11 protein-coding genes are annotated in these 13,475 nt (G+C 41.7%); 1 reads left to right on the plus strand and 10 read right to left on the minus strand.

Translation table 11 applies throughout. The annotated features are described in order from the left end of the window. Positions 1 to 325: 325 nt before the first annotated feature. The 6 genes from MPH60_RS10265 to MPH60_RS10290 form a co-directional block, all read right to left on the minus strand. Positions 326 to 1,243, minus strand: a complete 918-nt coding sequence (locus MPH60_RS10265; protein ID WP_241591775.1) for a carbon-nitrogen hydrolase family protein — start codon at positions 1,241 to 1,243, stop codon at positions 326 to 328. Positions 1,244 to 1,293: 50 nt separating this feature from the next. Beyond that, entirely contained in the window at positions 1,294 to 2,778 is a 1,485-nt protein-coding gene (locus tag MPH60_RS10270; RefSeq protein ID WP_241591777.1) for a sodium:solute symporter family protein, read from the minus strand. Then, positions 2,775 to 2,975, minus strand: coding sequence for a DUF3311 domain-containing protein (locus tag MPH60_RS10275; RefSeq protein ID WP_137016757.1), 201 nt, complete (start codon positions 2,973 to 2,975; stop codon positions 2,775 to 2,777). Before MPH60_RS10275 ends, MPH60_RS10270 begins: the two co-directional genes overlap by 4 nt. Before the next feature lie 136 nt (positions 2,976 to 3,111). Continuing rightward, positions 3,112 to 4,344, minus strand: coding sequence for a Zn-dependent hydrolase (locus MPH60_RS10280; RefSeq protein ID WP_241591779.1), 1,233 nt, complete (start codon positions 4,342 to 4,344; stop codon positions 3,112 to 3,114). A gap of 104 nt (positions 4,345 to 4,448) precedes the next feature. Continuing rightward, positions 4,449 to 6,068: an amidohydrolase gene (locus tag MPH60_RS10285; protein ID WP_241591781.1), complete on the minus strand. Its 1,620-nt coding sequence runs from the start codon at positions 6,066 to 6,068 to the stop codon at positions 4,449 to 4,451. A 303-nt stretch (positions 6,069 to 6,371) separates the two neighbouring features. Continuing rightward, positions 6,372 to 7,256 carry a hypothetical protein gene (locus MPH60_RS10290; protein ID WP_241591783.1) on the minus strand — a complete coding sequence of 295 codons (885 nt, stop codon included), beginning with the start codon at positions 7,254 to 7,256 and terminating at the stop codon, positions 6,372 to 6,374. Between the two features lie 165 nt (positions 7,257 to 7,421). On the opposite strand from MPH60_RS10290, the gene MPH60_RS10295 reads away from it, so the two are divergent. Further along, positions 7,422 to 8,153 carry an alkaline shock response membrane anchor protein AmaP gene (locus tag MPH60_RS10295; protein WP_241591785.1) on the plus strand — a complete coding sequence of 244 codons (732 nt, stop codon included), beginning with the start codon at positions 7,422 to 7,424 and terminating at the stop codon, positions 8,151 to 8,153. 77 nt (positions 8,154 to 8,230) lie between these two features. On the opposite strand, the gene MPH60_RS10300 is transcribed toward MPH60_RS10295, so the two are convergent. The 4 genes from MPH60_RS10300 to MPH60_RS10315 are packed head-to-tail and all read right to left on the minus strand — an operon-like array spanning position 8,231 to position 13,450. Beyond that, positions 8,231 to 9,508 carry an MFS transporter gene (locus MPH60_RS10300; protein WP_241591786.1) on the minus strand — a complete coding sequence of 426 codons (1,278 nt, stop codon included), beginning with the start codon at positions 9,506 to 9,508 and terminating at the stop codon, positions 8,231 to 8,233. 56 nt (positions 9,509 to 9,564) lie between these two features. Then, complete coding sequence (locus MPH60_RS10305) at positions 9,565 to 11,040, minus strand: aldehyde dehydrogenase family protein (protein WP_241591788.1); 1,476 nt, start codon at positions 11,038 to 11,040, stop codon at positions 9,565 to 9,567. A 55-nt stretch (positions 11,041 to 11,095) separates the two neighbouring features. Beyond that, on the minus strand, positions 11,096 to 12,232 hold the full coding sequence (locus MPH60_RS27885) for an acyl-CoA dehydrogenase family protein (protein ID WP_241591790.1): 1,137 nt from the start codon (positions 12,230 to 12,232) through the stop codon (positions 11,096 to 11,098). A 21-nt stretch (positions 12,233 to 12,253) separates the two neighbouring features. Then, positions 12,254 to 13,450 (minus strand): acyl-CoA dehydrogenase family protein, encoded by a 1,197-nt coding sequence (locus MPH60_RS10315; RefSeq protein WP_241615823.1) that lies wholly within the window; start codon positions 13,448 to 13,450, stop codon positions 12,254 to 12,256. Positions 13,451 to 13,475 lie beyond the last annotated feature (25 nt).

A 13,475-nucleotide genomic window follows, 5' to 3' on the forward strand; every position in this document is an offset into this window, starting at 1 on the left:
GGCCATTTTTCCATCTACTCCGCACTTTATTCAGCCGTTTATGATTTAATTCGACCTATCTCCCGCTTTATTCGACCGTTCATGATTTAATTCGACCTAGCTCCCACTTTATTCAGCCGTTCATGATTTAATTCGACCTAGCTCCCACTTTATTCAGCCGTTCACGAATTAATTCGACCTAGCTCCCACTTTATTCGATCGTTCACGAATTAATTCGACCTAGCTCCCACTTTATTCAGCCGTTCACGAATTAATTCGACCTAGCTCCCACTTTAATCGGCCGTTCACGAATTAATTCGACCTAGCTCCCACTTTATTCGACCGTTCATGAATTAATTCGACCTTCACAATCATTATTCGGACTATGGTTCGGGATCCACTTCAGCCCTTCATACGGCTTATATTTCACATACAAGTCTTTTCGGCGATTGCGATCCTTGAAAGTGGTTGCTGCACCACTTTTTCGATTCTCATAAAGCTCGTCCATATCGACCGTACCGGTAATGATTGTATGTTCATTCATTTCCGCCTCGGCTACTACTCCATTTGCTGGCCAAGCGCTGTCACAGGGGCTAAGTATACTGGCGCGTCCGTATCCGTTCGGCAGGGGTGACCCTGGTTCACCAACAGTGGGGCAATGAACAAAATATACCTGATTCTCGATTGCACGTGCATGTGCGCAATGGCGAACTCGCCAAAAACCAGCCTCAGTAAATGTGTATGATGGGCAAAAAATGATGTCGGCCCCGTTCACTGATAATATCCTTGAAATTTCAGGTATCTCCGCTTCATAACATACCGCTATTCCTATCTTAACCGGACCTACGGAGTAAACTTGCAGATCATCACCTTCAGAGGTATGCCAATTCGCTTCCGCAGGAAAAATATGCGTTTTTTTATGTTCAACGACCGATCCGTCTTTGTCAAAAATGTATGCGATATTGAAGTATTCATTTTCACGGCGTTCCAGATGCGTGCCGGCAATGATGACCTGTTTTCTTTTTCTTGAAAGTGAACTGAAAAGATCTTTGTATTGATTGGTATATTCATCAATCCTGATAACGGATGAACCATCTTCTTCTCCAAAGGCCGCTGATAACCCGATAGTTAACAGTTCAGGAAAAATGATATAATCCGAGTTTTCGGGAACTTGGTTGATCAAGCCTTCTACTTGTTCCTGAAATTCATTGAAAGTTGTTACCTTTTCTACACGAAATTGACAAGCCGTTATTTTAATTTTCACAAAAGCCCTCCCAAATCATGCTTTTTATTCCATTAGCCTGGTAAAAGAAATTAGGATATCTTGTCCAGATCATTCATTTCGGTCCCTTGCATAGAGATATGCTTAGTCAGTGCACTTACAATGAATGTTACTAGAATATTAAACAACAAAGCTATGACGCCTGTACTGATATCATTAATTACATGCGGGATACCCGGCAGGAATGTTGCAATCTTCACCTCTGCAATTGTCGCATATAAAACAATCAGGACGCCTGCCAATATTCCTGCCATTGCACCATACTTATTGATTATATTGGTTTTCGGCAAACTGCAAAACAAGGAAGGCGCCAGTTGGGTAATTAAACTGTATGACATAATATTCATGATGGCCAAGGCCTCGCCGCCCGTTACCGTTACAATTAAAGCAATGATAGAGATACCGATGATGATGATCCTGGAGACAATCAATTGATGTTTTTCAGTCGCGGCAGGGACGAGAACTTTGTAAAAGCTATTTGTCAGACCTACCGATGCTGCCATTAGCATGACTGAAGCCGGTACAAGAGCCGTCAATAAACCTGCAGCCCCGATCACCCCTATCACCCATGGATCGAATGTTTGAATCGCAAGCCTTAAAAGTGAGAGATCCCCATCTGCACCTTGCAAACCCGGGATTTCCATGATGGCTGTAAATCCAATGAAAAAAACGAAAAGCAGTAACAATGTGTATAACGGTAACGCAATCGCATTTTTGCGAAGGGTCTTTTCCCCATTGGACGATAAAACGACCATGAATGTTTGTGGCAGTAAATAAAATCCTAGTGCATTCAGCAAAACGGTGGACACAAACCAGGACTGACTCAATCCCTGATCTGCCAAAACCAACATTTCCGGTTTAGCAGCCTGGACGGTCTCGAACATCGGCTGTATGCCTCCGAAATAATGAAATGGAATGTAAATCCCTAAAAAGATAACCACGACCAAAATCATGAAATCTTTCAGTATGGCTGTCCATGCCGAACCATGAATGCCTGAAATCATTACATAGGCAGTTACAACTACAGCACCGATGACACTTGCAGCAACTGGTGAAATTGCTCCGTAAGATGCTTCGGAAACAATGATACCTAATCCTTTGAGCTGTATGACTATGTACGGCACGAGGGCTAAGCTTCCCAATACAGCAACGATCATTCCCATTGACCTGCTTTTATATTTAGACGCGAAATACTCTGGCTGAGAGATAATGGAATGACGTTTTGAATATCTCCATATTTTAGGAACGAGCCAATATGATAGGACGTAGGCTAAGAAAATATAGGCGGGAACATAATAAGCAGCGGCACCTTTCGAGTAAGCCCACCCACTACCGCCCAGGAATGTAAACGTTGTATAAATTTCACCTGCTATCAGCAGAAATATGAAGAATGTACCGAAGCCCCTGCCCCCTACGGCAAATTGCTCCATGTCCATATCCTTCCCATTTCTTGCTTTTATCCCTAAATAAAGTGCTAGAACCAAGAAGATGGAAATGATGAGTAATGAGATATTCATTCGGAATCACTCCCTTTATTATCAGGATCGAACTTATAGACAATCATCAAGATGATCGATGCCATCACCATCCAAAATGCAACCCAGAATAGCAAAAAAGGCATCCCCAATATGTACGGTTCTATTTTATTTGCATAGGGCAAAAAAACTAAAAACCCTATAAATGGAACAAAAAGCAATAGCTTAATAGCATCCAAAATCATACCCTCCCCATTTAGGTTCCTAACACGGATGCATCACCATCAGTCAAGCCGACTTTCAAACTGAACTGATGGTTTGATAGCGCCCTTTTTTCAATGTCATTAGCTGCATTCAACCAACCCTATATTCGTCTTAAGATGACTGGATGGCAAGGACCGTTTCCAATATTACATTGACGCCTTTTTCACAATCTTCCCAAGTAGTAAGTTCCTCTTCACAATGACTTTTACCGTTGATGCTTGGGACGAAAACCATGGCGGTCGGTATATAACTAGCTATAAACTGTGCATCATGTCCTGCACCGCTTACCATTCTTTTATAAGGCAGGTCTAATGAATTGCTCGATTGCTCCAGCAAATTGCAAATGGATTTGTCGAACCAAACGGTATCCCTGTCCCACAATTTTTTCACTTGGATGTCGCAGCCGCTTTCGGAACCTGTAGTTTTAAGGCTTTCAATGACCTTCTCCACCTTTTCGATGACTTTGGAATCCTTATGTCTCGCTTCCAGCGAAAAAACCACTTTATTAGGGATTACCGTATGGATATTAGGAAACACATTTACCCTTCCCATCGTAAAAACCAAATCGTCATCAAGCATGCCTAGCTTTTGACGAGCTTCCATAATCAAGCTATTCGCAGTGAAGAAAGCATCTTTTCTCATATTCATCGGGGTGGTTCCTGCATGATCCGATTCGCCTGTAACTTCTATCTCATAGCACACCATACCAAGGACACATTCTACGACACCAATCGTAAGTGATTCCCGTTCAAGAATGGGCCCTTGTTCAATATGCAACTCCAAAAATGCAGTCGCTTCTTTTAAACGAGACTCACTATCACCTGCATATCCAATGGCATTCAAAGCATTTTCGAATGTCGTTCCTTCGCTATCCGTTTTTTGCATCATGATGGATTTTTCGAATTTACCTGAAAGAACTCCTGAAGACATCATGGAAGGTTCGAATCTGGCTCCCTCTTCGTTCGTAAAATTGACGATCATTACCGGAATTTTAGGTTGGATATTGTTTTCCACCAGTGTCCGCACGACTTCCAAGCCTGCAGCTACACCCAAGATACCATCAAACCGTCCGCCCTTTTTTACGGTATCCATATGCGATCCCATTACAATAGGGGGTTTGTTTTCTAGTCCCGCCAAAGTAGCGTAGATATTCCCCATATCATCAACCTTAATGGTCATACCCAATTCTTTACAGCATTCGCAAAAGTAATCACGGACTAATCGATCTTCTTCGGACAGAGATAGCCTTGTGACACCGTTGTTTTCTGTACGACCAAAATCAGCAAATTTCTCAAGTGAACGACTCAGTCTCTTCCCATTAATTAATAATTTTTGCTTTTTCATAGCGAATATCCCCCTTTTTTTAATCCTTGTCCAATCCCGCTTACGTTCGCTTAAGCCCAAAAATGAAAGTGAAGATCTAGTTGAGTTAGAGTAGTTACGATAGATTATATTTCTACCAATGTTTCCCTATGATAAAGAATCTCCCCATTCAGAATCGTTGATTCAACTTTCAAAGCCTTGATATTTTGAGAATCCACTTTCAATATACTATCATTCAATACTACTAGATCGGCCAGCTTCCCTGCCTCCAGGCTGCCTTTGACATCTTCATCGAAACTCGCAAACGCGCCATTCCATGTGTATAGTTTTATGGCTTCCAAAACGCTAATCGATTGAACCGGACCTATTTTCGTACCAGACCTGCTTGTTCTATTAACAGCAACGTGTATGCCTAATAAGGGGTCATGATCAGTAACGGGAGCATCAGAACCTCCGGCAGCCAAGATCCCATTATCAATAAAATCACGGGCGGCGTACATGTGGTTGACCCTATTGCCATAATGTTCAATATATATATCACCGAATTCAAAAGGAAATGGGGGGTTGGGGATTGGGATGATTCCAAGTTCTTTCATCCTCATTTGTAAGTCTGGAGAAGATATTCCGGCATGCTCGATCCTATGTCTATGATCTTTTCTTGGCGATTCATTCAAAGCCTTTTCGACGCAGTTTAAATACATCTCTATCGCTTTATCCCCTTGGGCATGGACTGTGATCTGAAAGCCTTTTTTATGTGCTTGACCTAATACTTGATAGATTTCCTCTTCTTTATAATAAAGAATTCCGGAGTAACCAGGATCACTCGAATAGGGCTCACGGGTAGCAATTGTCGGACCGGTACTGCTGCCATCCGTAAACAATTTGGCTGGCCCGATTTTGAATCTTTCGTCCCCTGTTCCGGTAATGACTCCCGAATCTACCATTTTATTTACAAATTCATGAGAATTATTCAATGAACCGACCATCGCATAGATACGGACACGAATATCCTTATTTTTTATGGCCTGCTGCATTAAACGGAAACTTTCAGGGCCATGAGCACCTGCTTCATGAATGCTTGTTATACCTGCTGCGATGAAATGCTCAGACGCTGTTTTCACTGCTTTCAACAGTTCACTTTCAGAATAACTTGCTCTGTCGGCCATTATCATATTTGCCATTTCAATGAGTTTGCCTGTAATTCTCCCCTCCCTATCCTTTTCAATGATCCCTCCAGTTGGATTCTCTGATTTCTCATCTATTCCGGCAATCTTTAACGCCCTGCCATTCACCACACTAATATGGCTGCATGTACGGGTTACGATAATCGGATGATCCGTTGAAATAGCATCCAATTCCGCTATTGTAGGATAACGTTTTTCTTTCACAGCAGTCTCATTGAAGCCCCAGGCACGGATCCACTCACCTTTAGGGGTCGTCAAAGCTTTCTCCTTCAGATCGATTAACACATCTTCTACAGATTGGATATGTTCAGCTTTACAACTTACCGCCAATTGATTGACACCGTACAAGATAAGATGAATATGAGAATCTATAAACCCAGGAAGTAATGACTTCCCCTGCAAATCAATCACATTTGTTTCCTCTCCGATAAATACCTTGATTTCCTGATTCGTTCCGACTGCCAAAATACGATCACCTTTAATTGCCAGGGCTTCTGCGACTTCATTTTTTTGATTGACGGTTATGACCTCGCCATTTATGAACACAATATCTGCTTTCAAACAAACACCCCTTTCTTTATTGGCCACCATTACACCTTCCTCTACCTTTGCTTTCCCCGCCTCTACTAATCGGAATATTCTGTTTTTAACAGATTCATTATATCCACACCAGTTAGTGAAATCATTAGACAAATAGTCAAAAATTTCATCGTTTTTTTATACCTTTTATATAATTATGTCTTATTTCCTATGGTTTGCTGGCCAAGCCCCTTTTTATCACGCCTAAAGGATAAGGGGACTATAACCAATCAAAAAAAGGATAGATAGCTGCTGATATGCTTATCTATCCCGCCATTTTTCAATTTACACCCCTTTCAATCTCCCGATAATACCAATGGTCAAATACTGTTTGTTTGCATGAAAATCCCATGTCCAGTATCGAAGGCTTAACTCGCTTTTATCCACTTTTTCAATAAACGTTTTTATCCCTATCAATGCTGCCCCATATCCCACGTTCGAGGCCAATGTAAAGATGGCATTCAGCCCTTCATTAATGGTATCCATATACTCCGGTTCGATTTTTAAGATATCAGTCCATGTAATACAGAATCCATTTTGCCTGGTACATTTAGATATAGAGTGATTCATTGTACGTACGATTTCATCCCTTAAATCTAAAATTCCATTCTTAATCTTTTCTGTGCCTTTTTTCTGATATTGGTGTTCATAATCAGAAAGCAGTTCCTTGGCCCAATTATAAAATAGTTGCGTATAAATGGCGGAAGTTGCCACGATATCAAAATCATTGTAATAATTAGCAAAAACCCTTTCAGAAAGCTGACCTAATTGATTCTCGGTTTCCTTTAAATATTGAATAATTACCTTTGCCGTTTCACCACGATCCAACATGGAAGATAGGCGGTGATCAAAATCCACTTTATCGAGGCCTGTTACATCGATTGCAACAAGTTGAATTTTGTCCCGGATCCGTTCAGGCAAATTCGCCGTACCCTTTTCCATACTTTCCATATCAATATCAAATAAATAGATGGAGTTGCATTTAGTTGCCAGATATTTTAAATCCAAATCATCGCAATTGCCTGCACCAACGATAGCCACTTTATCTACGAACGCTTTTTTTGCAAAAACGGCATCGAATAACCCTGTAACTTGTAGACGATGCTGTTTCCACCGCAACTTTCTGTATTCATCCCGATTATGGTTCATTTTTCTTTGATAGGTTTCCAAGTTGATCTCTCCCTTTAGGGTATTAACCATTTATATATTGTAACAAAGTATCCCGATATTTTGGAGGTCAGGTCATTTAGATTTCGCATAGTAAAATAAGCGATAAAAATGTTAGAATAATATGGGAATTATTGAGAAGTAGCAGAGATAACAGGAGGGTGTTCCTTGAGCAAAACAAAAAAGATTTTACTGACTATACTAGGTGTTTTTTTAATCATCTTAGCCGGTGTGATGATCCTTATGTTTTCATTCACACAAAGTATGAAAGCAGATCCTGATGAAGAAAAGAAAGTCCGGGATCAAGCTGAACGATATTTAGAGAAAACATTTGATGAAGGAACCGAAATATATGATGTCTTATACGATAATATGGGAAACTGGGGCTATTTTGAATACGCAGCTAAAGTGAAACATAAAAAATATGGGACTCAATTTCTAGTTTTCTTTAATGATGAAACAGGGGAAATGGAGGATACATTCCTATCTGATAAATGGCAAGATGATGCAGAAAAAGAAATCAGGCCTTATGTTGAAAAGGAACTGGGTGACGTGTTGATCTCCAAGGAACTGGGAGATATTACAGAGAATGAAGATTGGGAGGAGATTCAAGAAGAGATAGGCGATTATAATCAATTACTCTTGGTGTTTGATGAGGGTGTCGGGAAAGAATGGAAGATTGATCCGAATAAACCAGCCAGCTATAAAGATTACGATGTTTCCCCAACCATACGGATTACCCTTTCACGTAAGAAACAGGACGCAGATGAAGACCGCTTTACCGCAGTTATCAATGCCCTAAAAAAAGATAGAGTTCTTAAACATGGAAATATGATTGTAGAATATATTAACACCAATGGTGTGCCACTGGAAGATGAGGAATGGAGGAGGAAATTTTAACAGTAAGGTAAAGAGCAGCAATCTAGCCTGCCGCTCTTTACCACTAACCCTTCAATATGGTATTTTTCTCTAGTAAACTAGACTATTTTTTGGTCGGGAATATTTTTGATTTTGCTGATTGTCTTTTTTTTCATGCCATTTGCCGCTAGTACGCAAACCATGCTGAAGATGAATAAACAAAGGAAGAAGATCCAAGCAGCACGATAGCTTTCTGTCAAATCATAGATTAAACCCGACACGATCACACCCAATGAGCCTGCCGCCACAAAAAAAACTTGCACAATGCCAAAGATGGAACCGAAATCCTTCTTTCCAAAAATATCATTTGTCATGAAGGGAGGCCCTAGAGTGGATATCACAATGCTAAAGCCAAAGGCGATGGCGAATAAGAATGCGAATGCCTGTGTCTTAGCTAACAATAGCGCTGCCATAGCGATCGTCATGCAAACGCCTACATAAATGGCACCGCCTGCCGTACCGTACTTATCCAAAACAGCTCCTAAAATCAATTTACCAACCGTATTTGCCAAAGAGAGTATGCCAAAAATGGTGCCAGCAAAGATGGCTGGATGCCCTATATCGATCAAGTATGCTGGGATATGCATTTGCACCCCGCCTGCAACTAATGCAAAACAAACGATTCCAAGTACGAAAATCCAAAACATGGCTGTCTTCTTTGCTTCCCCCATCATTAAGCCATTCTGTTCAGATTCCCCAGTAGTTTCGGCCATTTCCACTTTGTCAGAACCCAGTGGATCAAGCCCTTTTTCTGCGGGACTTTTCTTTGCAAATAGAAGAACCAAGGGTAATGTTAAGACAATTATCAGTATCCCTGCTATTACGTAGGCCGTTCTCCAACCATAATTTGAGATTAAATTTGTAATGATCGGACTGAGTACTGCTGCCCCAATTCCCGACCCCGCAAAAGCCAAACCCATGGCCTTTCCTTTTTTCTCATAAAACCAATTGGTTAACATGATCGATATGGGAATATTAGAAAAGCCTGCAACACAGATGCCAATTACAAAGCCTATGATACTAAAATATACAGCTGAGTTGGCAAGCGAGTATGACATGAATCCTGCTCCGGCCATTACTACGCAAATTGACATGATCAATTTCATATTCCCTTTAGCGAGTAATTTACCCATTATCGGAGAAGCAACTGCCACTCCAAGGCCCGCAATGGAAAGTGCAATGGAAAAAGTGGTTCTGCTTATTCCTAAATCCTCTGTAACAGGGACCATGAACAAACTATGCAGGGAATTTATTATCGAGAAACCGGCGAACATTATGAAAAAGCCACACAACACAACATACCATCCATAAAAAATGCCTTTAGAATCTTGTGCCATTTACAGAACCTCCAGTCCACTATTTACAGCGAATTCCCTGCTAATCTCATAAAAACTCATCCTATTTCCATATAAACGGTCTTTTCACGGGTATATTCAAGAATGGTATCCGTTCCAAATCCACTGCTTTTTTGGCCTCCGAATGGGAGTTCAGGTCCCACCCTGCGAAACAAGTTCACCCACACATTACCCGATTCCAGCTTGCGGACCATCCGGTGTGCCCGATCCAAATTCGAGGTCCATACTCCAGCTCCTAAACCAAAATCACTGTCATTAGCTATGGTGACGGCTTCCTCTTCCGTATCAAAGGGGATAACGGTCGCTACCGGACCGAAGATTTCTTCTTGACAGATACGGAGAGAATTACTATTGACCTTGATCAGTGTTGGCTCAACCCAATAGCCATCAGCTAAATTGGGTTCATCAGGTAATAGGCTAACACCTCCATGACGGCCACCGATGATGATTTCCCCTCCTTCCTTTTGGCCTAAATCTATATATGAGAGGACTTTTTCATATTGAGCAGCGTTAGCGATCGGTCCCATTGAAGAGGCTGGATTCATTGGATCACCCAGTTGAATTTGCTGTTCTATCACTTCTTTCATCCTTATGATCATTTCATCGAGTATGGGCCTTTGAATTAGAATCCTCGATCCGCCTACACATAATTGGCCTGCGTTGCCGCTAAATATCCCATAGTTTGTCACCCCTTGTGCTGCTTTTTCAAGGTTTGCATCCGCAAAGACTATGTTTGGTGATTTCCCGCCAAGCTCCAAAATCATGGGCTTAGGGTTTCTTGCGGTCGATTGTGCTATCGCCCTTGCCGTTCCTCCAGAACCGGTCAGACTGATTTTGTTCACATCTGGGTGGCTTACTAGAGTATCCCCCACTTCCGCTCCAGTTCCTGATACGACATTCAGTATTCCCGGCGGGAGGATTTCATTAATCAAGTCTCCGTATCGTAGTGAAGCAATAGAAGCCAATTCAGATGGTTTGATAATGACAGCATTGCCTGCTGCAATAGCATAAGCCGCTTTAATGGTAAAAGTGAAAAGCGGTGAGTTCCATGGAAGGATTCCTACTATTACCCCTAAAGGTTCCCTCAATGAATACCCTACACTTGAAGGTCCCAATTGGACGGTATCTCCCTTACTTCCAATAGCTGTAGCACCTGCTGCATCATACCAAAGGCTTGCTAAGCTGGGAATGAGGCCATGGCTCGTTTCGCTTATCACCCAACCATTGTCTCTTGATTCCAACTCAGCTAGCTCTTTTCCATGTTTTACGACTAAGTCACCTATTTTCCTCAGGTAAGCTGCCCGGTCCAAAGCTGGCCTCGAAGACCAATCGGCAAAAGCGCTTCGGGCTGCTTCTACCGCCGCTTCGGCATCCTGGGAAGTACTGCAAGGAATGGTTGCCCAAACCCTGCCTGTTGACGGATCGTAGCTCTCAATCCGCTTCCCGGAAGAAGCTGGAACCAGATCGCCATTAATGATATTCTGGTACTCTTTCACTTTATATGAAATTTCCAACGTTCATCTCCACCCTTCGGATTAGTAAAACATGAGTGTAACCCTTTCTACTTTACTACCAACCTAATGCCGTAGCTGCCTGTTTGTAATATTGTTCGGTACTTCCTAAATAATTCTCATAGAACCTTGCACGCTTAACAAAAAGGTGACAATCAATTTCTTCTGTAAACCCAATTCCACCATGAATCTGAATATTGTCTGACGAAATTCGTACGAATGCATTCGTGGCAAATATTCGTGCGCAGGAAATGGCTTGAACACGATCTTCTGCCCCGCTCTCCAAAGCCCAGTTAGCATAATAAGCTAAAGATCTAGCTGTTTCGAGATCCATTTTCATATCGACGATTCTATGTTTAATCGCTTGGAATCTTCCTATGGGCTGACCAAATTGTTCACGAATCTTCGCATACTCTGCTGCCATTTCTACCACTTTCTCCATACACCCGACAATTACTGCGGAGAGAGCTGCATTGAAAGAGAGTAATCCTTCTTGGAGGGCATCCCATCCTAGATGCAATGACCCAAGTACCTGACCCATGGGAATTTCAACATCATTGAAAGCCAATGCTGCCAATTGCCGGGTTTCGTCGATGTTTTTCTGGCTTTCAAGCGTCAAGTTCGTTTCATTTCGATCGACGATAACTAATGTAATCCCTTCATTTCGGTTTCCTTTGCCTGTGCGGACTAACACTATGTAATGATCAGCCAACTTTGCATCGGGAACCATTGTTTTCACACCACTTAATATCAACTGACCGTTTAGGGGTCTTGCCTCCAGGTTAATACCAGAAGGGCCGTAACTTCCACCTGGTTCTAACCAGGCTAATGAGAATGTTTTTGTACCAGCCGAAATTTCTGCCAAATACCTACCTTTTTGTTCTTCCGTACCGAATTTCTCTAATAATGGCACAGCTAGTGCATTCGTTTCTAAGTATAAGCCCGGGAATAAAGAACGGCCGGTTTCTTCAAGTACAGGTATTAAATCAAGGGGACCTAAGCCCATTCCCCCGTGATCTTCCGATATATTAATGCTTGTACATCCTAATTCGGCAAGCCCCGACAATAAGGCCCTTAGTGATCCCGTTTCACCCTCCATGTATGCACGGGCCGTTTTTGTTTGCCCAGCACCATCTAAATATTTCCGTACATATCCGCGAAACATTTCTTGTTCTTGATTTAAAGAAAAATCCACCTTTATTCCCCCCGTTTCATCTTAACGTCCCATATCTTTTGGTAAACCTAGAATTCTTTCCCCAATGGTGTTCTTTTGAATTTCGCTCGTTCCACCTCCAATTGTTTGTCCAAAAGAATAAAGATAATTGTCCTGCCAATAGGAGTTGGAGGAAATTGCATCTTCTTTCCACAGCACACCCTTATGTCCTTGTAATGAAATAGATTGGGATAAAAGCTCCTTAGTAAGTTCACTTACCATCAATTTATCCATTGAACCTTCTGCACCAGGATGACCGTTTTTTAATGTTTTAGTTAGATTACGATAATAGTTCAAAAGTGAACCCCGGGAGCGAGTATATAAATCTACCATTGTATGACGAACAAGCGGATTGCCCAACAATGGCTTATCATCTTCATTCAATTCTTTAGCTAATGCTACAAGTTCATTAAATTGTTGCTCTAATGTAAAAACTTGCGCTCCGATTCCCGTTCTTTCATGCATAAGCAATGCAATCGTAACTTTCCAGCCTTCATCTACCTCCCCAACTATTTCAGCATCGTATGCAATCGCATCATTCAGATAGACTTCATTAAAATCATGCTGACCATCCATTTGAATGATGGGCCTTGTTTCCACGCCCGGCTGATTCATATCCAATAGGAAAACCGTTATCCCTTTATGCTTTTTATCAAAACGATTCGTCCTAGCCAGTAAAAAGCATCGATCAGCCAAGTGGCCAAAGCTTGTCCAAACCTTCTGACCATTAATGATCCACCGATTTCCATCCTTTACGGCACTTGTTTGAATGGCGGATAAATCAGATCCAGCATTCGGTTCAGAATATCCTTGACACCATACTTCCTCCCCAGTGAGAATTTTTTGGATATATTTTGCTTTTTGTTCGTCCGTTCCAATCTGCATTAGAGTGGGTCCCACCATATGGATACCTACATAATTCACAAGCGCCGGAGCCTTTACTCTAACCATTTCCTGTTGATAAACTATTTCCTCCATCAACGTCGCTTCTCGTCCGCCATATTTTTTGGGCCAGGCAATCGCTGCCCAGCCACCTTCATATAATTTCCTTTGCCAATTCCTGAGAAAAGCGGCATACTCACCTTCATCTTTTGAAACATTACTCGTTCCTTCAAGCCAACCTTCAGGTAAATTTCCTTCAAGCCACGTTCTCAATTCAAGACGGAATTCTTCTTCTTTTGTTGTAAACGAAAAATCCATAGATTCTTTCCTCCTTTAATGCTTG

This window comes from Peribacillus sp. Aquil_B1 (genome assembly GCF_022603275.1).
Taxonomy (GTDB): domain Bacteria; phylum Bacillota; class Bacilli; order Bacillales; family DSM-1321; genus Peribacillus.